Genomic DNA, 20,913 nt, shown 5'->3' on the forward strand with positions numbered 1-20,913 from the left:
CGAATTTCAACGGGAAGAATGACTGACACCATGGCGGCGAAGAAACGAGGATTGGGCGAGCGTGGCCTGGGTGCCCTGCTGGCAGGCTCCAAGGTCAATCTCGACCAGGAACTGAAGGATCACGATGGCGAACTGCGGGAGGTTCCCATCGACCTCATCCAGCGTGGCCGCTTCCAGCCACGCCGGGACATGGACCCGGCAGCACTCCAGGAACTGGCGGACTCCATCCGTCAGCAAGGGGTGATGCAGCCAGTCGTGGTGCGTCCCATCGCCGAAGGTCGTTACGAGCTGATTGCCGGTGAGCGCCGTTGGCGCGCCACCCAGATGGCTGAGCTCGACAGCATTCCCGCGATCATTCGGGATGTGCCCGATGAAGCGGCCATTGCCATGGCGCTCATCGAGAATATCCAGCGCGAAAATCTGAACCCGATCGAAGAGGCCTTCGCTCTCCAGCGTCTGCAGGACGAATTTGGCCTGACCCAGGCTCAGGTCGCAGAGGCTGTGGGTAAGTCCCGTACCACCATCACCAACCTGCTGCGCCTGATTGGCCTGACCGAAGACGTTCGCCTGATGCTCGAGCATGGCGACCTGGAAATGGGCCATGGCCGTGCCATGTTGACCCTGCCGCCGGAACAGCAGATGCAGGTCGCCAAGCAGGTGGTCGCCAAATCTCTGTCTGTGCGCCAGACCGAGGCGCTGGTGCGCCGGGTTCAGCAGGAAACGCCGGACCAGAAGTCCGGCCGCGAGGCCTCGGTCGATCCCAACATTCGCGCGCTGCAGGATGACCTGGCTGAGCGCCTCGGAGCCCGGGTCTCCATAGCCCACGGTCAACGTGGCAAGGGCAAGCTGGTGATTGAATACAGTTCACTGGATGAGCTTGACGGAATATTGGGCCATATCCGTTAACGTTTTAGAGAAATCCTCTCGAAACACGTTTTATTCCGAAATCCACCACATGTCGTGACTTTGGTGGTATGAAAACACAACTTGTGTGAAAGCGATGGGATTTGACGGCAGAACTGGTTAATTTACCACCACATTTTCGCGTCGGTTCTGTTGAACACCTATTGGTTAACACATATAATTTCGCGCGCTTGGAGTGACAGTAGGCGGTATGAATTCTAATCGGTCAAGAATCATCCGCCTGCCGCTGGCCCGTTGGTTCGCCATAGAGTTTTCGGCGATTGTCATTTTGAGCTTGTTGTGGAGTTTAGAGAGTCGTTTGGCTGGTTATTCCGCGTTTGTCGGCGGTCTTATATTTATTGTGCCAAACGCGTATTTCGCTCACCGGATGTTCCGGTTTCAAGGCGCGCAAAGTGCGCGTCTGATGGTGGGCACCATGTTCAGGGCGGAAAGTACCAAGATCGCCCTTACCGCAGTGTTTTTTGCGGCCGTTTTCATCTTAATGGAGCCAGTACACGTACCGGCTCTGTTATTCACTTTTGCTGTGATGGTTGTGATGAGTGGCGTGTTGCGCTTCTTTATCCGGCCGCAACCACGGCGATGACTGGACGAGAGCAGTATGGCAGCTGATACCCCAGTAGAGTATATAAAGCACCACCTACAGAATCTCACCTACGGGAAACTCCCGGAAGGCTATGAGCGCGCTGACGGTACCCTAGTGGACGAAGCGACCTGGACGTTTGCAAGAACCGCTCAGGAAGCATCGGACATGGGCTTTATGGCTTTTCACGTAGATACCTTGGGCTGGTCCCTGTTTATGGGTATCGTATTTTTAGGTCTGTTCCGCTACGCCGCTAAAAAGGCGACCACAGGCGTCCCCACTGGTTTGCAGAACGTGGTGGAGATGACCGTTGAATTTATTCAGGGTGTGGTCAGAGATGGCTTCCACGCGCGCAATCCGCTGATTGCACCGCTAGCTCTAACTATCTTTGTCTGGATCCTGCTGATGAACTGTCTGAAGCTGATTCCGGTCGATTATATTCCCTCCATTGCCCATGCCTTGGGACTGGAATACTTCAAGATCGTGCCCACCACCGATCCCAATGGAACCTTCGGTATCTCCATCGGTGTGTTCTTGCTGATCATTTTCTACAGCCTGAAAGTGAAAGGCATTGGAGGCTTCACCAAAGAGCTGTCTATGCAGCCTTTCAACCACTGGTCGCTGATTCCGTTCAACCTGTTCCTTGAAATTCTGGTACTGATTGTCAAGCCAATCAGTCTGGCTCTGCGTCTGTTTGGCAACATGTACGCCGGTGAAGTTGTCTTTATCTTGATTGCGCTTCTGCCGCTATGGATACAGTGGACGTTGAACGTACCCTGGGCGATTTTCCACATTCTGGTGGTAGTGCTTCAGGCCTTTATCTTTACAACGCTGACTGTGGTATACCTCAGCGCGGCGCACGAAGATCACTGATTAAACGCTCTAATACACAAACCCTTAACTATCTGAGAAAACTGAGGAGTCTTCAATGGAAATGGTATTTATTGCAGCAGCGATCATCATCGGTCTGGGCGCTCTGGCGACCGGCATCGGCTTTGGTCTGCTGGGCGGCAAGCTGCTCGAGTCCACAGCTCGTCAGCCAGAAATGGCTAACCAGCTGCAAACCAAAACATTCATCATGGCCGGTCTGCTCGACGCAGTACCCATGATCGGCGTTGGTATCGCGATGTACCTGATCTTCGTTGTTGCTGGTTAATTCAGCCGAAAGAGTCGTGCGCGGTGTCACTTCAGTGAAACCGCGCACGGTTTTCCGGACACCAGGACGCAACGAATAGCAAGAGGTACTGTGCCGTGAATATAAACCTTACGTTAATAGGGCAATCAATTGCCTTCGCTATTTTCGTCTGGTTCTGCGTCAAATATGTATGGCCGCCGATTACGGCAGCCATGGAAGCGCGCCAGAAGAAAATTGCCGACGGCCTTTCTGCCGCAGATCGCGCGTCCCGCGATCTTGAACTTGCGCAGGAAAAAGCCTCCAAGGAAATGCACAAGGCGAAAGAAGAAGCTGCAGCTCTGGTTGATCAGGCTAACAAGCGCGCCGCCCAGATTGTTGAGGCGTCCAAAGACGATGCCCGCAAGGAAGGCGAGCGTTTGATTGAGCAGGCCAGAGCTGAAATTCAACAGGAGCGTGTTCAGGCTCGTGACGCACTGAGGGCCGAAGTGGCAGCACTCGCCGTGGCCGGTGCCGAGAAAATCCTGGAAACCTCTGTAGATGCCAAAGCTCACAGCGAGATGCTGGAAAAGCTGGCCGCAGAACTCTAAAAGAGGGTCACCATGGCAGAACTGACTACGTTAGCCCGACCCTACGCGAAAGCCGTTTTCGCTGCCGCGCAAGACCAGAATGCTGTTGATCAGTGGGATCAGGCGCTGGCTTTCGCTGCTCAGGTAGCGGCTGACCAAGAGGTAAAGAACATCCTGGCCAATCCCGGCCTGTCTGAGCAACGCAAGGCGGAACTCTTCGCAGATTGTTTCGAAGAGCCGCTGCCTGAAGCACTCAGAAATTTCCTGTTGATTCTCGCTGAAAGCAAGCGTCTGGTTTTGTTGCCGGAAATTTCAGCCCTGTTCAACCTGTACCGGGCCGATCTTGAGCGTACGGTGAGCCTGAAGGTGAGCACGGCTTACGAGATGACCGCCGAGCAACAGCAGCAACTGATCGACGCACTGTCCAAAAAGCTGGAGCGCAAGGTTTCCCTGGAAGCCGCGACAGATCAGTCCCTGATCGGTGGTGTAGTGGTTCACACAGGCGACCTGGTTATTGACGCTTCAGTCCGAGGCAAACTGGCCAGAATGGCAAAGGCTCTGGGCTCCTGATTTCAGCACAAGGTTTGAGGACAAAGGCATGCAGCAACTGAATCCATCCGAGATCAGTGACATCATCAAGAAGAGAATCGAGAAGCTCGACATCTCTTCCGAAGCAAAAAACGAAGGTACGATCCTGTCGGTTTCTGACGGTATCGTACTGATTCACGGTCTGGCCGACGTTATGTACGGCGAGATGATTGAATTTGCCAATGGCACGTTCGGTATGGCGCTGAACTTGGAGCGCGATTCCGTTGGTGCGGTTGTGCTGGGCGACTACGAAGATCTGGCCGAAGGTCAGAAGGTTCGTTGTACTGGCCGTATCCTGGAAGTTCCGGTTGGTCCGGAACTGATGGGTCGTGTAGTTGACGGTTTGGGTAACCCGATCGACGGCAAGGGCGAGCTGGGGACCTCCCAGACTTCACCGGTCGAGAAAGTTGCACCGGGCGTTATCGCCCGTCAGTCCGTCGACGAGCCTGTACAGACTGGTCTGAAAGCGATCGATACCATGGTCCCCATCGGCCGTGGCCAGCGTGAGTTGATCATCGGCGACCGTCAGATCGGTAAGACTGCGGTTGCGATCGACGCGATCATCAACCAGAAGAACACCGGTATCAAGTGTATCTATGTTGCGGTGGGCCAGAAGCAGTCTTCCATTGCTGCGGTAGTCCGCAAGCTGGAAGAGCACGGTGCCATGGATCACACCATTGTGGTTGCAGCTGGTGCGGCCGATCCGGCGGCGATGCAGTTCCTCGCTCCGTACTCCGGCACCTCCATGGGTGAATACTTCCGCGATCGCGGCGAAGACGCCCTGATCATCTACGATGACCTGTCCAAACAGGCCGTAGCGTACCGCCAGATTTCCCTGCTGCTGCGTCGTCCGCCGGGCCGCGAAGCATTCCCGGGTGACGTTTTCTACCTGCACTCCCGTCTTCTGGAGCGTGCTTCCCGGGTCAATGCTGATCACGTCGAGCAGATGACCAATGGTGAAGTGAAAGGCAAGACCGGTTCTTTGACCGCTCTGCCGATTATCGAGACCCAGGCCGGTGACGTTTCCGCATTCGTACCGACCAACGTTATCTCCATCACCGATGGTCAGATCTTCCTGGAAACCAACCTGTTCAACTCCGGCATTCGTCCGGCGATGAACGCCGGTGTGTCGGTATCCCGGGTTGGTGGCTCTGCCCAGACCAAGATCATGAAGAAGCTTGGCGGTAACATTCGTCTGGCCCTCGCCCAGTACCGTGAGCTGGCGGCTTTCGCTCAGTTCGCGTCCGATCTGGACGAAGCCACCCGTAAGCAGTTGGAGCACGGGCAGCGCGTTACTGAGCTGATGAAGCAAAATCAGTACAGCCCGATGTCGGTTGCCGAGATGGGTACCGTTCTGTATGCAGCTAACGAAGGCTTTCTGGACGACGTAGAGGTCAACGCTGTGGTCAAGTTCGAAGCACAGCTGATCGACTGGATGCGCGCGGAACAGAAGGACCTGCTCGACAAGATCGGTGCAGAAGGTAATTTCAACGACGAAATTATCGCCGGCCTGAAAGCTGCTTTGGAGAAATTCAAGACCACTCAAAGCTGGTAAGCCCGGAGCCCGCTGCGGCGGGCTCATTGGTCTACATGAGTGTCTAACTTGAAAAGGCAGTGACTTATGGCCGTCGGAAAAGAAATACGTAACCAGATCGGAAGCATCAAGAGCACGCAGAAAATTACGTCTGCCATGGAAATGGTGGCGGCGAGTAAAATGCGGAAGGCTCAGGAGCGCATGCAGGCGACTCGCCCGTATGCCGAAAAGATGCGTCAGGTAATCGGGCACGTTGCCAAGGCAAACCAGGATTACCGTCATCCGTTCATGGAGGAGCGCGACGTCAAACGTGTAGGTTACATCGTGGTGTCCTCCGACCGGGGACTTTGCGGTGGCCTGAACGGTAACGTGTTCAAGCTCCTCGTTCGCGAAATGCGCGAATGGAAAACTAAAGGTGTTGAGACCGACCTCTGTGCCATTGGGCAAAAAGGCGCTTCTTTTTTCCGCAACTACGGCGGAAATGTGGTTGCCGCGCTGACCCATCTGGGCGATAACCCCAGTGCAGAACAGCTGATCGGTAACGTCAAGGTGATGCTCGATTCATTCGAGGCAGGCAAGATTGACCGCTTGTATCTGGTGAGTAACCAGTTCGTTAATACCATGACGCAACAGCCGCAATCAGAACAGCTTCTGCCGTTGCCTGAAGGCGAAGACGAGGACGTCGGTCACCAGTGGGATTACATCTACGAGCCCGATTCCCGCCCCATTCTTGATGGGTTGTTGCCACGCTATATCGAATCCCAGGTGTATCAGGGAGTGGTGGAGAATCTGGCTTGTGAGCAGGCTGCTCGGATGATTGCCATGAAGAGCGCGACTGATAACGCAGGCAGCATCATTGACGAGCTCCAGCTGGCCTACAACAAGGCCCGTCAGGCAGCCATTACGCAAGAGATTTCGGAGATTGTGAGCGGCGCGGCTTCGGTCTGATCCGGCCCACAATCCTACTGGTTTTATTGACTATCAAGATAACGAGGAACCGAGCATGAGTAGCGGACACATCGTTCAGATCATTGGCGCGGTTATCGACGTGGAATTCCCACGTGACGCCGTGCCAAGCGTTTATGACGCACTGCTGCTTGAAGGTGGTGAGACAACTCTGGAAGTCCAGCAGCAGCTGGGTGACGGCATTGTACGTACCATCGCCATGGGCAGCACCGAAGGTCTCAAACGTGGCCTGAAAGCAGAAAACACCGGCAAGCCGATCTCCGTACCGGTTGGTACCAAGACGCTGGGCCGTATTATGGACGTTCTGGGTCGCCCCATTGACGAGCAGGGCGAAATTGGCGAAGACGAGCGCTGGGGTATTCACCGGAAAGCCCCGGGCTATGCCGACCAGGCAGCCTCCGCAGACCTGCTGGAAACCGGCATCAAGGTTATCGACCTGATTTGCCCGTTCGCCAAGGGTGGTAAAGTTGGCCTGTTCGGTGGCGCCGGTGTTGGTAAGACCGTCAACATGATGGAGCTGATCAACAACATCGCCAAAGAGCACTCGGGTCTGTCCGTATTCGCCGGTGTTGGTGAGCGGACTCGTGAGGGTAACGACTTCTACTACGAAATGAAGGACTCTAACGTCCTTGATAAAGTAGCGATGGTCTACGGCCAGATGAACGAGCCTCCCGGAAACCGTCTGCGTGTGGCCCTGACTGGCCTCACCATGGCTGAGAAGTTCCGTGACGAAGGCCGTGACGTCCTGCTGTTTGTGGACAATATCTACCGTTACACCCTGGCCGGCACCGAGGTTTCTGCACTTCTGGGTCGTATGCCTTCGGCCGTAGGTTACCAGCCGACTCTGGCCCAGGAGATGGGCGAGCTGCAGGAGCGTATTACCTCCACCAAGAACGGTTCCATCACGTCCATCCAGGCGGTTTATGTACCGGCGGACGACCTGACTGACCCGTCTCCGGCCACCACCTTCTCGCACCTTGACGCGACCGTAGTACTGAGTCGTGACATCGCCTCGAAGGGTATCTACCCGGCGATCGATCCGCTCGACTCCACTTCCCGTCAGCTGGATCCGCTGGTGATCGGCGAGCAGCACTACAATGTTGCCCGTGGTGTTCAGAACGTTCTGCAGCGTTACAAGGAACTGAAGGACATCATTGCGATTCTGGGTATGGACGAGCTGTCTGAAGACGACAAGCTGATCGTATCCCGCGCCCGTAAAATCGAGCGTTTCCTGTCGCAGCCGTTCCACGTTGCTGAGGTATTCACCGGTTCTCCCGGTAAGTACGTGTCTCTGAAAGAGACCATCGCCAGCTTCGAGGGCATTCTGAACGGTGATTATGACGACATGCCCGAGCAGGCGTTTTACATGTGCGGCGGCATCGAGGAAGCGATCGAAAAAGCTAAGGCAATGAAGGCGAAGGAAAAGAAATAAACCTTTTCTTCACTTTCTGACCCAAGAGGCGTAAGAAATGGCTATGACCGTACATTGTGACGTCGTAAGTGCCGAGGATAAAATCTTCTCCGGGCTGGTAGAGACACTGACTGCTACCGGCACCGAGGGTGAGATGGGTATTCAGTACGGCCACGCTCCGTTGCTGACCGCGCTTAAGCCCGGTGCAGTGCGGATCGTAAAACAAGGTGGTACAGAGGAAGTGCTGTACGTTTCCGGAGGATATCTGGAAGTACAGCCCAACCTGATCACCTTGATGGCTGATACGGCGCTACGCGCGAAGGATGTCGACGAAGCAGCGGCACTGGAAGCCCAGCGCGAAGCCGAGAAGGCACTGGCAAACAAAACTGGCGAATTCGAGTACTCTCGTGCCGCAGCCGAGCTGGCAGAAGCTGCAGCTCAGTTGCGTACGATCCAGAAACTGCGCAAGACCTTTCGCTAATCGCGTTAGTGTCTAGAGTTCGCTTGATCTGAAGCCGCATCCTGACGCGGATTGCAGGTTACTCTCCCGTTCATTAGATGTGGAGGGCGGCCAGTGGTTCGTTAGGGAAGCGGCTTTTTTTATTTGGAAATAAACTGCCCGACCATTGATCCGGGGATCTATTGTTATGAGCCCGCTACACGTTGTAATTCTGGCCGCTGGTCAGGGATCGAGAATGAAATCCGCTCTGCCCAAGGTTCTGCACGCAGTGGCCGGACGGCCGATGTTGCATCACGTGATTGGAACAGCCAAGCAGCTTGGCGCAGAAACGATTCACACGGTGATTGGCCATGGCGCGGATCAGGTAAAGGCCGTTACTCCGGAAGCCTCGGTGAACTGGGTCGTGCAAAGTGAACAGCTGGGCACGGGTCACGCGGTTGCCCAGGCGCTGCCGGATCTGCCGGACGAAGCCCGGGTGCTGGTGCTATATGGTGATGTGCCACTGACCCGGGTGGAAACCCTGGAAGCCATGGTGGCGGAACTGGATGAACAGAGTCTGGGACTGCTCACGGTGACTCTGGACGACCCCTCCGGCTACGGCCGAATTGTTCGCAACAGCGACGGTCAGGTTACCTCCATCGTGGAGCAGAAAGACGCTTCCGAGACCGAGCTCGCAATAAATGAGGTCAACACCGGCATCCTGGCAGTATCTGCCAAGCACCTCAAGAGCTGGCTGCCAACGCTGTCCAACGCGAATGCCCAGGGCGAATACTACCTGACGGACATCATCGCCATGGCGGTGGATCATGGTTTGTCCATTTCCGTAGCCCAGCCTGGTGATGCGTTTGAGGTTCAGGGGGTTAATAACCGGTTACAGCTCGCTGAGCTGGAGCGCTGGTACCAGCGCCGGGAAGCCGATCGGCTGATGACCGAAGGCGCTACTCTGGCCGACCCGGCACGGATCGATGTCCGGGGCGACCTGACCATCGGTAACGACATCCTGATTGACGTCAACGTGGTATTTGAAGGCAAGGTATCGATTGGCAGTGGCGTGTCCATCGGCCCGGGCTGCGTAATCAAGGATGCGCGGATTGCCGACGGTGCCCAGATCCACGCCCATAGCGTGATCGAGGGCGCCAGTGTTGGCGCCAATGCCCAGATCGGGCCGTTTGCCCGTCTGCGCCCGGGCACCGAACTGGCCGCCGACACCAAGGTTGGCAACTTTGTGGAAACCAAGAAGGCAGTAGTAGGCCAGGGCAGCAAGATCAATCACCTCAGTTACGTGGGTGACGCCTCACTGGGCCGTAATGTGAATGTGGGTGCAGGCACCATCACCTGCAACTATGATGGGGTTAACAAGTTCAGGACCGAGATTGGCGACGGTGTCTTTGTCGGTTCCAATACCTCACTGGTTGCTCCAGTCAGGATCTCGGCAGACGCCACCATCGGTGCCGGGTCGACCATTACCCGTGATGTCGCAGGCAGTGAGCTGGCCGTGGCGCGCGGGCGCCAACGCAACGTTTCTGGCTGGGAACGGCCGAAGAAATCTGATTAATAGTATTACAGGACAGGTGATAGCAGCATGTGTGGCATTGTAGGTGCGGTTTCGGAACGGGACGTTCAGGGCATTCTTCTGGAGGGCCTGCGCCGTCTGGAATATCGGGGGTATGATTCCGCCGGTATGGCAGTCATTGATGGCGGCAGTGTCACCCATCGCGCCCGTGAGGTTGGCAAGGTGGCGTCGCTGGCCGAGACCATTGAAACCAACCCGTTGACCGGTCATCTGGGTATTGCCCACACCCGCTGGGCTACCCATGGCGAGCCGTCCAAGATCAATGCCCACCCCCACATGTCCGGGGATCGCCTGGCCATTGTCCACAATGGCATTATTGAGAATTATCAGGAACTGCGGGACGAGCTGAAGGCCGATGGCTTTGAGTTTACCTCCCAGACCGACACCGAAGTGGTCGCCCACCTGATCGAGCAGTATTACCGCAAGCACAGCAATCTGTACGACGCTGTGAAAGCTGCCATCGTCCGTCTGCGCGGCGCCTTCGCATTGGCCGTGGTGCATGCGGATGAGCCGGATCACCTGGTGGTGTGCCGGGAAGGCAGCCCGTTGGTGATTGGCGTGGGTATCGGTGAGAACTTCATCGCCTCTGATCAGCTGGCGCTGCTGCCGGTGACCGACCGCTTCATGTTTCTCGAAGAAGGCGATATCGCCGACATCCGTCGCGACGCGGTGACCATCCATGACCGCGAAGGCACCCCGGTCGAGCGCAAGATCATCCGTTTCGAGCACGGTTCAGATTCGGCCGACAAGGGCGAATACCGCCACTTCATGCTCAAGGAAATCTACGAGCAGCCGAGGGTGATCAAAGCCACCATGGAAGGCCGGATTACCGATAGCCGGGTACTGGAGCAAGCGCTGGGCACCGATGCGGCCAACCTGTTGCAGGACGTCAATCACGTCCAGATCATTGCCTGCGGCACCAGTTACCACGCCGGTATGGTTGCCCGTTATTGGATTGAGGAGCTGGCTGCCGTTCCCTGTTCGGTCGAGGTCGCCTCGGAATTCCGTTACCGCAAGCACGTGATCCAGCGTGACACCCTGTTCCTGTGCATTTCCCAGTCCGGCGAGACCGCCGATACCCTGGCTGCCCTGCGACAGGCCAAACAGGCCGGTTTCCGGGCCGCGCTAGCCATTTGCAACGTACCCGGCAGCTCCCTGGTTCGTGAATCCGACCTGGTGATCATGACTCAGGCTGGACCCGAGATTGGCGTAGCCTCCACCAAGGCCTTCACCACCCAGCTGACGGCGCTGCTGATCTTCACCCTGGCTCTGGCCCGTCACAATGGCCTCACTGAGGAGCGGGAAGCGGAGATCGTCAAGGCTATCCACCAGTTGCCGGGTCAGGTCGACCAGGTGCTGGCACTGGATGCCGACATCGCCGAGATGTCCAAGGCCTTCATGGATAAAAACCACAGCCTGTTCCTGGGCCGGGGCTCACAATTCCCGGTGGCGCTGGAGGGTGCCCTCAAGCTTAAGGAAATTTCCTACATCCACGCCGAAGCCTATCCGGCCGGTGAGCTGAAGCATGGCCCGTTGGCACTGGTTGATAGCGAGATGCCGGTGGTCACTGTGGCGCCTAACAACGCCTTGGTGGAAAAACTTAAATCCAACCTGGAGGAAGTCCGGGCCCGGGGTGGTGAGTTGTTTGTCTTTGCCGACAGCGCCGCCGACGTGAAAGCGGAAGAGGGCATCCACGTGATGCAGCTGCCCTCGGTGCATGAGATCACCGCACCCATCGTGTACACGGTGCCGCTGCAGCTGCTGTCCTACCATGTGGCGGTGTTGAAGGGCACCGATGTGGATCAGCCGCGCAATCTGGCCAAGAGTGTGACCGTCGAATAGTGCTGACGGTTTAATTCCTTACCCTTGCAGACCGGAGTGGATAGGCGTCTTATGACCGCCTATCCACCCGCCTGAATCAGCTGGTCTTGAACCGTCCTACCAACTGCGCCAGGGCGTCGGCATTGGACAGCAGGGTCTGCGCGGAAACATTGCTTTCCCGGCCCTTCTCAGCGGTCTGAGCAGACTTGTCAGAGATGGTCACCAGGCGCTCGGTAATGTCTTCACAGACGCTGCTTTGTTCTTCCGAAGCAGACGCTACCTGTTCGTTCATTTCGTTAATTTCCCCAATCGCCGTCACTATCCGTTCAATGGATTCAACCGCTTGGGCGTTCGCCTGCAGCGCCCTGTCACTGCGTTGGCTCGACGTCCGAATCGACTCAACGGCAGCGGCCGCTTTCTTTTTGAGATCGGTAATCATCTTGTCGATCTCCTCAGTGCTGTGGGTAGTCTTCTGGGCCAGGTTGCGCACCTCATCAGCCACCACCGAGAAACCACGGCCATGTTCACCGGCTCGGGCAGCCTCAATCGCGGCATTAAGGGCAAGCAGGTTGGTTTGCTCGGCAATGGCGTTGATCACGGCAAGCACCGAGTTGATGCTGTCGACGCCTTTACCCAGCTCTTCCACTTCGTAGGCCGACGCCCCGACGTCATTGTTCAGTGCATTCATTTCAGCCGCCGCGTTAGCAATGATCTCTTTCGATTTGGCGGTGTCGCGGTTGGCTTCGACGGCGGAGGTTGCGGCACTGGCCGCGCTTTGGCTGATCTGATTGGCGGCTGTAGTCATTTCGGTGACAGCGGTGGCAACTTGCTCGGTTTCTGCTCCTTGTTCATTTACCAGGGCTGAGAGGTGGCTCGTGTGTTGGTTAATCGATTCGGCGTTCTCATGGGTGCGCTCGGCATTGGCTTTGGTATCACGAATTAGATCAGAGAGGGTGCCGATAAAGGTGTTCATGTGGCCAGCGAGACTGCCCAGCTCGAACCGGTCGTTGACCTCCACCCTGGCAGTGAGGTCCGCATCACCAGCGGACAGGTTTTCCACTGACCTGGAAATGCTTGCGATAGGGCGACTGATGGTAAGGCTGATGCTGTACCCGACAATGCCGGCCAGCAGGACGGTAATCGCTGCAATGCCAGCAAAAACCGCCTGGCTTGCGTCCAGCTCCTGTTCCCCAGCGTTTTCCAGTTTGGTAAGCACGGTGGCTACGTCATCGAAGTAGAATCCGGTGCCCAGCATGATGTCCCAGCGATCCAGATAGATTGCATAGCCCTGCTTCGGAGACGGCTCAGTCTCGCCCGGCCGGGGAAACCAGTAGGTATAGTAGCCTTCACCGCTCTTGCCGGCGCGGATCAGGCCCCGCACCAGATACTCGCCTTTCTTGTCCTTCAGATCCCAGAAATTGTCACCCAACCCCTTGTCTGACTGGCCCAGGAGAACCCGATCGCCCCGTTCGGTGTAGCCAAAAACGTAACCGTCGTCCCCGTATTTGAGGTTTTTCAGAATCGGCAGCGCCTCTTCAAACGACCCCCCATTCTCATAAATATGCTGGATCGAGGTGTAGGCCATGTCCATATAGTGTTTGAGCTCGTCGCTTTTGATGTCATTGACGCTTTGCTCAACGGTCGTCATCTGCTTATCCACCAGACCGGAGGTTTCGGCGGTGAACGTCAGAAATAGTGCGGCCGCGAGCAGCAAGACAGGAACAAGCGCAAGAATAAGAAGGCGGTTACGTATGGAGATGGGCATGATTAAGTCGTTCCGGGAAATCAGATTGGATTTACGATCAATGGGGAGCGTTCATCAACCTGGGTTAGGTCGATGCCAACTGGGCACGGCAGCAAGCCATTGTAGTTCTTATATAATCGGCTGAAACGGCACAATCTTTAACAGCTCAAATGTTATAAATCGTAACGGTTTTAGCTATTAGCAGTGTTGTCAAAACCTGTATTTGCAGTATTACTAATGGGGGCGTAGGCTTTAATTCTTTCCTGGCACGCGATGTGCCTCAATGAATCACTGTGATTTACTAGCAGCAATCTAACGGGGTGAGTCACTTTTGTTTCCGCTTCACGAAGTCTCTGCCAAACACGCCTATCACCGTTTTATCCTCATTGCGTTTATCTCAGGTTTATTGCCGCTATTGAGTTTGTTAGCGGGCGGAGCCTACCTCTACCAAAGTGCACTCCAAAATCAGATTGGCTTTCTGCAAGACGAAGTGAACAACCTATCGCGGGTATTGGACGAGTTCGGAAATCGGGCAGAGATGCGGCGGGCTCTTCAAAGTCTGGATCTGGCGCCAGGGTTGGGTAAGACCGGTGAAATTCTGGTCGCTGCAGAAACTGATGGACGGCTGAATTTTCTGGTTGCCCAGCAGTTTGAAGGCTCGCTTAACGAGATGACCATTCCTAGAAATGCCAAGCTGGCCGAGCCAATGCAACAGGCGCTCTCTGGTTCTACTGGCTGGATGACCGGACTTGACTACGAAGGTAATGACGTGCTGGCGGCTTATGCGCCGGCTCGAAACGGTGAGCTTGGTGTGGTCGCTAAAATCGACCAGAGTGAATTTCTCGAACCCTATTGGGTTGCCCTGAGCGTTATCGGTTTATTGGCCATTCCTCTGATTTTGGCTAGCTCGCTCTGGGTGGTGCGTACTGGCAAATCGGTAGCAGCTGAACTGCGCAGAAAACAAAGGTCGTTGGAACTTCTGTTGGGTAATGTTCCAGGGGTAGTTTACCGGATATCCGACCGACCTGAGGGAGAGCTCGTTTATGTAAGCGACGGGGTAGAAGCCTTTCTTGGTGTCGGACCAAAAGAAGTTTTGGCGTCTAATCTCAGATTCTGGGACGTCATTGAAGACCAGGAGCAGGTGAGGAGGGACATTCAAAGCCAATTGCGCCATGACAAGGTCTATGACGTGCATTACCGCTTACGGTTGCCTGAAGGAAACCTGTGCTGGGTTCGCGACCAAGGGCGCTCGGTCAAGTCAGAGAACGGTCGGTATATTGAAGGTTTCATTACGGATATAGATGAGACCCGGCGTGCGCTGGACAATGTCGTCCGGAATGAGCAGCGCTACAGAGCAGTTTTCGACAATGCCAATGATGGCATTTTCCTGATGGATGGGATGCACTTCCTCGAGTGTAACTCCCGCACGGGCGAACTTTTTGGCGTCTCTCCCCGGAATCTTATTGGCTCCTCTCCCATCGATCTCTCCCCAGAGCTCCAACCCGACGGAGCGTCCAGCGAGGAACGTGCGAAAACATTGTTACAGCGCGTTGATGAATGCAATTCCCTGCGATTTGAGTGGCGTCACAAGAAGGCCGACGGTCAGCAGTTTGATGCTGAGGTCAGTCTTTCCAAGGTGACCATTGATGGTCAGAAATTCTTGCTGGCGATTGTCCGAGATATCTCTGCACAGAAGGCGCTGGCACAAGAAAGCGCGGCCCGCCACGCCATTCTGCAAAGTATCTTTGAGAACACCACCGACGCCGTGTTCGTGAAAGATCAGTCCGGTCGCTATCTCTACGTAAATCAGGCTGTGAGCGATATGACCGGCTTGCCCCTGGACACCTATATAGGCCGTCGTGACCGGGATATCTGGGACGATGAAGAAATCTGGCGGGCGATCGAGCGGCAGGACAAGGCGGTGCTCGACGCTGGAGAATCCTCGACCATCGAAGAAGTTCACCCGAACCGTCCCGGTCGTAGCCTGCTCACTACCAAAGGCGTTGTTGTGAATGAGAGCGGGGAGCAAATTGGCGTGTTCGGCATTGCCGGCGATATCACCGATTGGAAGAACACCAATCAACGCCTCGGATTTCTGTCTCAGGCATTGGATCAAGCAGAAGACATCGTATTTGTGACGGACGCCGAAGGCCGCCTTGTGTATGTTAATGGCGCCTTTGAACGTATGACCGGATACTCCGCCGCGGAAGCAGTCGGCCAGCATGCCAAGCTTCTGAAATCCGGCCAACATGATGCCGAGTTCTACCAGAAATTCTGGCGAACCCTAACGAGAGGCAAGAGTTTCAGCGATATCTTTATCAATCGCCGAAAGAATGGCGAACTGTTCCACAACCACCAAACCGTGACGCCGGTACTTGGTAGCACTGGTGAGACCCAGTATTACCTTGCGGTTGGGAAAGACCTGTCCGAGCGCCTCGAACTGGAAGAAAAACTGCATCGAGCGTCGTATTTCGATCTTTTGACCAAGGGGCCCAATCGTCAGCTGCTGTGCGAGGAATTACAAACCGCGATCGAGCGACGTGAAAGCACCCACAGTGTGGCTTTCCTGACCATTGACCTTCACCGATTCCAGCGAGTGAACGACAGTTTCGGCACCGAAATCGGCGATCAGGTACTGAGAGAATCCTTTGAGCGCATCCGGCGAGTGACACGTGAAAATGCGATCGTCGGTCGGGTTGGTTCAGACGAGTTTGGTGTGGTTCTGCCCGAGGCCGGGACCCCGGTTGAGTTGACCCACTTGGCGCAAAAAGTTCAAAAGATCTTCCTGGACCCCTTCGACATCAACGGACAGCAGATTTTTACTCGCGTGAATATCGGCATCGCCTTGGCACCCGGTGACGGTGATTGTGCTGAGGACCTGTTGTTCAGCGCTGACTCGGCAATGACGGACGCCAAGCAGACCAGGCCCGGGAGCTATCGTTTTTTCTCCAGCGAAATACGAAATCGAACCTCTCGCCTTTTGACGATCGAGAGTGGATTACGCGAAGCGTTGGCGGAAGGTCAGTTCGAGTTAAGCTACCAACCCAAGGTGAATGCACAAAACGGGGTGACGGTGGGAGCCGAGGCGCTGCTGAGGTGGCGTCATCCGATCATGGGTACGGTGTCGCCGGGAGAGTTTATTCCGGTTGCCGAAGAAACCGGGCTTATTGTGGAAATCGGTTATTGGGTAATCCGTGAAGCCTGTCAAATGGCCGCTCGCTTGGAGAATCAGGGGTATAAAATCCCTATTGCCATCAACTTGTCTCCGAAGCAGTTTGACGACCCTCATCTTGGTCAGATCATAAGCGCGGAACTGCAATTAGCGAACATCCCGGCCGATAGCCTGGAATGCGAGATTACAGAAAGCACTTTTATTTCTAATGCAGAAGTCTTCAGCAATAACATAAGAGCCGTGCGTGATATTGGCGTGACGCTGGCCATTGATGATTTTGGCACCGGATATTCGTCATTGAGCTACTTGAAGCGTTTGCCAGTTTCGGTTCTCAAGATTGATCGGTCCTTCATCACCGACATCGCCCAGTCGGAGGACGATCAAGCCTTGGTGCGGTCGATGATTGCGATTGCTGAAAGTCTCTCACTCCGCATTGTGGTCGAGGGTGTTGAGGATAAGGAGCAGCTGGCTGTTATTACACAGCTGGGGTGTGAGATTGTTCAGGGGTTTTATTTCAGTCGAGGCTTGCCTGAGCGGGCCTTGCTTGAGTGGCTGAAGGCGCCTTCGCACCGGTAGAGCCATGGTGGCATCCACATAAAGGTTTTTTGCGCAGTGTAAATTTGCTATTTTGCAGACCAGGTTGGCGATAATCGCCGATCTGACATGCTAGCGGGAGAGACCGTGTCGCACTCCCGTGTGGCCGGCGCCGAAGGAGCAACTGCCCCGGAAACTCTCAGGCAAACGGACCGCTAGCATGAATACTTTCCGAAGAGCTGCCGACGTCCGCGTCCGTTGGCACACCGAAGGAGCAAGCCGCTGATTCCAAGGAATTGGCGCGTGAATCTCTCAGGTACCGTGACGGAAGGGGTGCTTTCTACCATGCTGTACACAGAATGCTGTGTTAACAGGCTGTGGGGAAAGGGAACCCTGGACGCCTCTTGGAGAGTTCTATGAAGCGAATTGCAGTTATCGGCGGTGGTATTACCGGTATTACCACGGCTTACACCCTGGCCAAGCGCGGCCTGGATGTCACCGTTTACGAGAAACACCGCTATGCGGCGATGGAAACGTCCTTCGCCAACGGTGGCCAGTTGTCGGCGTCCAACGCCGAGGTCTGGAACAACTGGCAGACCGTCATCAAAGGCATGAAGTGGATGATGCACAGCGATGCCCCGCTGCTGGTCAATCCCAAGCCGTCCTGGCACAAGCTCAGCTGGTTCGCCGAGTTCATCGCCGCCATTCCCCAGTACGAGAAGAACACCACTGAAACCGCCCGCCTGGCCATTGCGGCCCGTGAACACCTGTTCCAGTGGGCGCAGGACGAAGGCATCGATTTCGATCTGAAGAAGCAGGGCATCCTGCACATCTACCGCGACAAGGCTGGATTTGACCACGCCTCGAACGTGTCCAAGCTGCTGGCAGCGGGCGGCCTCGAGCGTCGGCCGGTGACTCCCGAGGAAATGAAATCAATCGAGCCCACGCTGGCCGGCACCTACTACGGCGGTTTCTACACCGAGAGCGATTCCACCGGAGATATCCACAAGTTCACCAACGGCCTGGCTGACGCGATCCAGCGCCGTGGTGTTAAGACCAACTACGGCCACACCGTTACCGAACTGAGCGCGGATGCCTCCAGCGCCTGGGTTACCTCCTTCGACGGCAAAGAGCAGTCCCGCGAAACCTACGACGGCGTGGTGATCTGTGCCGGCGTTGGCAGTCGCGCTCTGGCGGCCAAGTTGGGTGACCGGGTCAACATCTATCCGGTGAAAGGCTATTCCATCACCGTGGAGCTGGACGACGAGGCCTCTCAGCAAGCCGCGCCGACCGTCAGCCTGCTGGACGATGCCACCAAGCTGGTCACCAGTCGTCTGGGTGATGACCGTTTCCGGGTTGCCGGTACCGCCGAGTTCAACGGCTACAACCGCAACATCCGCGACGACCGCATCAAGCCGCTGACACGCTGGGTGGAGGAATGCTTCCCCGGGGTCAGCACCCGCCGCGTGGTGCCTTGGGCCGGTCTGCGTCCCATGTTGCCGAACATGATGCCGCGAGTCGGCCCCGGCCGCCTGCCCACGGTGTTCTACAACACCGGTCACGGCCACCTGGGCTGGACGCTCTCCGCCATCACCGCCGAGTTGCTGGCGGATGCGGTTGATACCGCGCCCTCAGGCGCAACCGTGAGCACGGCGCGCTAGGCTCAGTCAGACCCTGACGTTCCCAGCGACTCGACAAGGAAGTCGAGCAGCATCCGGACTTTCGGAGACAGGTGACGGGTTTGGGGATAGACCGCCCAGATACCGTCATCATCCTCTCGGTAATCTGTCAGCAGCGGCAGCAACTGGCCCGAATCCAGTGCCGTTTGCACGTAATAATCCGGTAACTGAACAATACCAATTCCCTTCAATGCTGCATCCAGCAACGCCCTGCCACTATCGCATCGGATGTTTCCGCTGATTCGGACATTGCGAGGTTGGCCCTGTTCCTGGAAACGCCAGTAATCCAGGTTGCCCTGCAGACAGTTGTGCTGCGCCAGTTCCGCGAGCTCATGGGGCGTGCCCCGCGCCGCGAGGTACTGGGGCGATGCGCACACATACAGGGTCCGTGATGACAGGCGCCGGGCCATCATGCTGGAGTCCTCCAGCTTGCCGAGCCGTACGGCTAAATCATAACCTCCGCCCACCAGATCCAGTTTCTGGTTGGTCAGGTTCATTTCGACGTCCAGTTCCGGATACCGCAACACAAACTCGTTCACCAGGGGCGCAATCCTCTTCTCACCGTAAGTAATTGGTGCGGTCAGCCTGAGCTTGCCCCTTGGGGATAACTGCAGGTTGGTGATGGAGCGCTCGGCATCGTCCAGCGCATCCAGGACCTGCCGGCAATGCTGGTAGTAAATCCGACCTGCCTCCGTGACCGATACCCGCCGCGTTGTCCGGTAGAAGAGCCGGGTGGCCAGCCGGGTTTCCAGCGCACTGACCTGCCGGCTCACCTGAGCGGTCGAGACGTCGAGTCTTCTGGCTGCCTGGGTAAAGCTTTCGGTTTCGGCGACCGCAACAAACTCGTTCACTCCCTCCCAGCGATACATGCCCGTTCTCTCCACGTCTGCCAGATCTGGTGATTGTTACAGCACAGTAAAAGTAATTTGATGAACAGGGCCATTATCAATTGATTGTGGATAAATACAATGCATGCACAAATCAGATGGCGCTAATCGCCGTCCACAAGCTACCAGCGGAGAGCGTTATGGCTGAAATTATCAAATCAAAAGCAGCAATTGCCTGGGGACCGGGCCAACCTCTGTCAGTTGAAGAAGTGGATGTCATGCCCCCAAAAGCAGGAGAAGTCAGGGTGCGTGTTGTCGCCACCGGCGTTTGCCATACCGATGCGTTTACCCTTTCTGGCGATGACCCGGAGGGTAATTTTCCGGCCATTCTTGGCCATGAAGGCGGTGGTATCGTTGAGTCGATTGGTGAGGGGGTCACCAGTGTTCAAGTGGGTGATCACGTTATTCCGCTTTACACCCCTGAATGTGGCGAGTGCAAATTCTGCCTGTCGGGCAAGACTAATCTGTGCCAGAAAATCCGCGAAACTCAGGGCAAGGGGCTGATGCCCGATGGTACCTCGCGCTTTTATAAGGATGGCGAACCCATCTTCCATTACATGGGCTGCTCGACCTTTTCCGAGTACACCGTGTTGCCGGAAATTGCCCTGGCCAAGGTCAGCAAGGACGCGCCGCTGGAGGAAGTCTGTCTGTTGGGCTGCGGCGTGACCACCGGCATGGGCGCGGTGATGAACACCGCCAAGGTAGAAGAGGGCGCCACCGTCGCCATTTTCGGTCTGGGTGGCATTGGTCTGTCTGCCATCATTGGTGCCGTCATGGCGAAAGCCAGTCGCATCATTGCCATCGACATCAACGAGAGTAAGTTCGACCTTGCCCGCCAGTTGGGCGCAACCGATTGCGTAAACCCCAAGGATTACGACAAGCCAATCCAGGAAGTCATCGTCGAACTGACCGATGGCGGCGTGGACTATTCCTTCGAATGCATCGGTAACGTCGACGTTATGCGGTCCGCCCTGGAATGCTGTCATAAAGGCTGGGGCGAGTCGGTGGTCATCGGTGTAGCCGGCGCCGGTCAGGAAATCTCAACCCGTCCGTTCCAGCTGGTCACTGGCCGGGTCTGGAAAGGCTCAGCGTTTGGCGGGGTTAAGGGTCGCTCTGAGCTACCGGGTATGGTTGAGCGATACCTACAGGGCGAGTTCAAGCTTAACGACTTTATTACCCACACCATGGAGCTGGATGCCATCAACGACGCCTTTGAGCTCATGCACGAGGGCAAAAGCATCCGGACTGTCATCCACTTCGACCAGTAATCCCTTCAGCAAACTCTCCAGCAACTCCTGCGGCCGTGGGTCCTGCCGGGCCCCGCTCGCATGCCGGTCCA

General features: G+C 56.1%; 17 protein-coding genes and 1 riboswitch. Of the genes, 15 read left to right on the plus strand and 2 right to left on the minus strand.

Annotation, left to right across the window (positions count from 1 at the left end; genetic code table 11):
• The first annotated feature begins 30 nt into the window (after positions 1-30).
• The 12 genes from FGO67_RS02800 (at position 31) to glmS (ending at position 11,579) form a co-directional block, all read left to right on the plus strand.
• Positions 31-906 carry a ParB/RepB/Spo0J family partition protein gene (locus FGO67_RS02800; protein ID WP_203299199.1) on the plus strand — a complete coding sequence of 292 codons (876 nt, stop codon included), beginning with the start codon at positions 31-33 and terminating at the stop codon, positions 904-906.
• A gap of 208 nt (positions 907-1,114) precedes the next feature.
• Positions 1,115-1,507: an ATP synthase subunit I gene (locus FGO67_RS02805; RefSeq protein WP_203299200.1), complete on the plus strand. Its 393-nt coding sequence runs from the start codon at positions 1,115-1,117 to the stop codon at positions 1,505-1,507.
• A gap of 15 nt (positions 1,508-1,522) precedes the next feature.
• Positions 1,523-2,377 carry a F0F1 ATP synthase subunit A gene (atpB, locus tag FGO67_RS02810; RefSeq protein ID WP_203299201.1) on the plus strand — a complete coding sequence of 285 codons (855 nt, stop codon included), beginning with the start codon at positions 1,523-1,525 and terminating at the stop codon, positions 2,375-2,377.
• Between the two features lie 55 nt (positions 2,378-2,432).
• Positions 2,433-2,660, plus strand: coding sequence for a F0F1 ATP synthase subunit C (gene atpE, locus FGO67_RS02815; protein WP_203299202.1), 228 nt, complete (start codon positions 2,433-2,435; stop codon positions 2,658-2,660).
• 95 nt (positions 2,661-2,755) lie between these two features.
• Positions 2,756-3,226: a F0F1 ATP synthase subunit B gene (locus FGO67_RS02820; RefSeq protein WP_203299203.1), complete on the plus strand. Its 471-nt coding sequence runs from the start codon at positions 2,756-2,758 to the stop codon at positions 3,224-3,226.
• 12 nt (positions 3,227-3,238) lie between these two features.
• The gene (locus tag FGO67_RS02825) at positions 3,239-3,775 is read left to right on the plus strand and encodes a F0F1 ATP synthase subunit delta (RefSeq protein ID WP_203299204.1); all 537 of its coding nucleotides are present in this window, start codon (positions 3,239-3,241) and stop codon (positions 3,773-3,775) included.
• A 28-nt stretch (positions 3,776-3,803) separates the two neighbouring features.
• The gene (atpA, locus tag FGO67_RS02830; RefSeq protein ID WP_203299205.1) at positions 3,804-5,348 is read left to right on the plus strand and encodes a F0F1 ATP synthase subunit alpha; all 1,545 of its coding nucleotides are present in this window, start codon (positions 3,804-3,806) and stop codon (positions 5,346-5,348) included.
• Between the two features lie 66 nt (positions 5,349-5,414).
• Positions 5,415-6,275 (plus strand): F0F1 ATP synthase subunit gamma, encoded by an 861-nt coding sequence (gene atpG / locus FGO67_RS02835; RefSeq protein ID WP_203299206.1) that lies wholly within the window; start codon positions 5,415-5,417, stop codon positions 6,273-6,275.
• Between the two features lie 55 nt (positions 6,276-6,330).
• Positions 6,331-7,725: a F0F1 ATP synthase subunit beta gene (atpD, locus tag FGO67_RS02840; protein ID WP_203299207.1), complete on the plus strand. Its 1,395-nt coding sequence runs from the start codon at positions 6,331-6,333 to the stop codon at positions 7,723-7,725.
• A gap of 37 nt (positions 7,726-7,762) precedes the next feature.
• Positions 7,763-8,185, plus strand: a complete 423-nt coding sequence (locus FGO67_RS02845) for a F0F1 ATP synthase subunit epsilon (protein ID WP_203299208.1) — start codon at positions 7,763-7,765, stop codon at positions 8,183-8,185.
• A 166-nt stretch (positions 8,186-8,351) separates the two neighbouring features.
• Complete coding sequence (gene glmU, locus FGO67_RS02850; protein WP_203299209.1) at positions 8,352-9,719, plus strand: bifunctional UDP-N-acetylglucosamine diphosphorylase/glucosamine-1-phosphate N-acetyltransferase GlmU; 1,368 nt, start codon at positions 8,352-8,354, stop codon at positions 9,717-9,719.
• A 27-nt stretch (positions 9,720-9,746) separates the two neighbouring features.
• Positions 9,747-11,579 (plus strand): glutamine--fructose-6-phosphate transaminase (isomerizing), encoded by a 1,833-nt coding sequence (glmS, locus tag FGO67_RS02855; protein ID WP_203299210.1) that lies wholly within the window; start codon positions 9,747-9,749, stop codon positions 11,577-11,579.
• 76 nt (positions 11,580-11,655) lie between these two features.
• Here glmS and FGO67_RS02860 read toward each other — a convergent pair whose 3' ends face one another.
• Positions 11,656-13,323, minus strand: a complete 1,668-nt coding sequence (locus tag FGO67_RS02860; protein WP_203299211.1) for a methyl-accepting chemotaxis protein — start codon at positions 13,321-13,323, stop codon at positions 11,656-11,658.
• Between the two features lie 310 nt (positions 13,324-13,633).
• Between FGO67_RS02860 and FGO67_RS02865 the strand changes: the two genes are divergently transcribed.
• Positions 13,634-17,050, plus strand: a complete 3,417-nt coding sequence (locus tag FGO67_RS02865) for a sensor domain-containing protein (protein ID WP_203299212.1) — start codon at positions 13,634-13,636, stop codon at positions 17,048-17,050.
• Positions 17,051-17,134: 84 nt separating this feature from the next.
• Positions 17,135-17,233, plus strand: a riboswitch (glycine riboswitch).
• Positions 17,234-17,424: 191 nt separating this feature from the next.
• Positions 17,425-18,669 carry a D-amino acid dehydrogenase gene (locus FGO67_RS02870; protein ID WP_203299213.1) on the plus strand — a complete coding sequence of 415 codons (1,245 nt, stop codon included), beginning with the start codon at positions 17,425-17,427 and terminating at the stop codon, positions 18,667-18,669.
• Between the two features lie 2 nt (positions 18,670-18,671).
• On the opposite strand, the gene FGO67_RS02875 is transcribed toward FGO67_RS02870, so the two are convergent.
• Complete coding sequence (locus FGO67_RS02875) at positions 18,672-19,556, minus strand: LysR family transcriptional regulator (RefSeq protein ID WP_203299214.1); 885 nt, start codon at positions 19,554-19,556, stop codon at positions 18,672-18,674.
• A gap of 167 nt (positions 19,557-19,723) precedes the next feature.
• Between FGO67_RS02875 and FGO67_RS02880 the strand changes: the two genes are divergently transcribed.
• The gene (locus FGO67_RS02880) at positions 19,724-20,842 is read left to right on the plus strand and encodes an S-(hydroxymethyl)glutathione dehydrogenase/class III alcohol dehydrogenase (RefSeq protein ID WP_338039537.1); all 1,119 of its coding nucleotides are present in this window, start codon (positions 19,724-19,726) and stop codon (positions 20,840-20,842) included.
• Positions 20,843-20,913: the final 71 nt, after the last annotated feature.

It is taken from the genome of Marinobacter sediminum (assembly GCF_016820575.1).
Taxonomy (GTDB): Bacteria; Pseudomonadota; Gammaproteobacteria; order Pseudomonadales; family Oleiphilaceae; genus Marinobacter; species Marinobacter sediminum.

Bases quoted from the DNA above. Each gene is read 5' to 3' on its own strand.
- FGO67_RS02800 (WP_203299199.1), top strand. From the start codon at position 31: ATGGCGGCGAAGAAACGAGGATTGGGCGAGCGTGGCCTGGGTGCCCTG.
- FGO67_RS02805 (WP_203299200.1), top strand. From the start codon at position 1,115: ATGAATTCTAATCGGTCAAGAATCATCCGCCTGCCGCTGGCCCGTTGG.
- atpB (WP_203299201.1), top strand. From the start codon at position 1,523: ATGGCAGCTGATACCCCAGTAGAGTATATAAAGCACCACCTACAGAAT.
- atpE (WP_203299202.1), top strand. From the start codon at position 2,433: ATGGAAATGGTATTTATTGCAGCAGCGATCATCATCGGTCTGGGCGCT.
- FGO67_RS02825 (WP_203299204.1), top strand. From the start codon at position 3,239: ATGGCAGAACTGACTACGTTAGCCCGACCCTACGCGAAAGCCGTTTTC.
- atpA (WP_203299205.1), top strand. From the start codon at position 3,804: ATGCAGCAACTGAATCCATCCGAGATCAGTGACATCATCAAGAAGAGA.
- atpG (WP_203299206.1), top strand. From the start codon at position 5,415: ATGGCCGTCGGAAAAGAAATACGTAACCAGATCGGAAGCATCAAGAGC.
- atpD (WP_203299207.1), top strand. From the start codon at position 6,331: ATGAGTAGCGGACACATCGTTCAGATCATTGGCGCGGTTATCGACGTG.
- FGO67_RS02845 (WP_203299208.1), top strand. From the start codon at position 7,763: ATGGCTATGACCGTACATTGTGACGTCGTAAGTGCCGAGGATAAAATC.
- glmU (WP_203299209.1), top strand. From the start codon at position 8,352: ATGAGCCCGCTACACGTTGTAATTCTGGCCGCTGGTCAGGGATCGAGA.
- glmS (WP_203299210.1), top strand. From the start codon at position 9,747: ATGTGTGGCATTGTAGGTGCGGTTTCGGAACGGGACGTTCAGGGCATT.
- FGO67_RS02860 (WP_203299211.1), bottom strand. From the start codon at position 13,323: ATGCCCATCTCCATACGTAACCGCCTTCTTATTCTTGCGCTTGTTCCT.
- FGO67_RS02870 (WP_203299213.1), top strand. From the start codon at position 17,425: ATGAAGCGAATTGCAGTTATCGGCGGTGGTATTACCGGTATTACCACG.
- FGO67_RS02875 (WP_203299214.1), bottom strand. From the start codon at position 19,556: ATGTATCGCTGGGAGGGAGTGAACGAGTTTGTTGCGGTCGCCGAAACC.